The organism is Halorubrum sp. AJ67 (genome assembly GCF_000513435.1).
In genome coordinates, this window is the sequence record NZ_CBVY010000003.1 from 197237 (window position 1) to 198501 (window position 1265).

Sequence of the window (1265 nt, forward strand, 5' to 3'; positions counted from 1 at the left end):
CCGGAACCGATACTGTACGCACTCAGATGGCGACGTACCACATCGAGACGTACGGCTGTAGCTCGAACCGGGGAGAGAGCCGGGAGATCGAGCGTGCCCTCCGGACGGGGGGCACCGCCCGGCCGACGGCCCGGAAGACGCGGACGTCGCCATCCTCAACACGTGTACCGTCGTCGAGAAGACCGAGCGGAACATGCTCCGCCGCGCCGAGGAGCTGTCGGAGACGACCGCCGAACTCGTCGTCACCGGCTGTATGGCGCTCGCGCAGGGCGAGGCGTTCGAGGAGGCGGACGTCGACGCGGAGGTTCTCCACTGGGACGAGGTTCCGTCGTACGTGCTCAACGGCGAGTGTCCGACGGTCACGCCGGACGCCGAGCCGATCCTCGACGGCGTCGTCGGCATCCTGCCCATCGCGCGCGGCTGTATGAGCAACTGCTCGTACTGTATCACGAAGTTCGCCACCGGCCGCGTCGACTCCCCGCCGATCGAGGAGAACGTCGAGAAGGCGCGGGCCCTGGTCCACGCCGGCGCGAAAGAGATCCGCGTCACCGGGCAGGACACCGGCGTGTACGGGTGGGACAACGGCGACCGGAAGCTCCCCGAACTGCTCGACCGGATCTGCGACATCGACGGCGAGTTCCGGGTCCGGCTCGGGATGGCGAACCCCGGCGGGATCCACGGGATCCACGAGGAGCTGGCCGACGTGTTCGCGGACAACGAGGAGCTGTACGACTTCATCCACGCCCCGGTCCAGTCCGGCTCCGACGACGTGCTCGAAGACATGCGTCGCCAGCACCGCGTCGAGAAGTTCCGCGAGGTGGTGGAGACGTTCGACGACCGGCTCGACCACTGGACGCTCTCGACCGACTTCATCGTCGGCTTCCCGACCGAGGACGACGAGGATCACGAGCTGTCGATGGACTTACTCGCCGAGGTCCGGCCGGAGAAGATCAACGTCACCCGGTTCTCGAAGCGCCCTGGCACCGACGCCGCCGAGATGAAGGGACTCGGCGGAACCGTCAAGAAGGAGCGCTCGAAGGCGATGTCGGAGCTGAAAATGGAGGTCGTCGGCGAGGCGTACGAGTCGATGGTCGGCGAGACGTTCGAGGTGCTCGTCGTCGAGGAGGGGACCGGCGACTCCGTGAAGTGCCGCGACTCCGCCTACCGCCAGATCATCGTTCAGGGTGCGACGGATCACGAGATCGAGGTCGGCGAGTTCCTCACCGTCGAGGTCACCGGCCACAGCACCGTGTACGCGTTCGGCG

Annotated in this window: 1 pseudogene; it reads left to right on the forward strand. The window is 67.0% G+C overall.

The annotated features are described in order from the left end of the window. Positions 1 to 26 precede the first annotated feature (26 nt). Positions 27 to 1265 (forward strand): annotated as a pseudogene (locus BN903_RS04565) (tRNA (N(6)-L-threonylcarbamoyladenosine(37)-C(2))-methylthiotransferase); the annotation flags it as partial.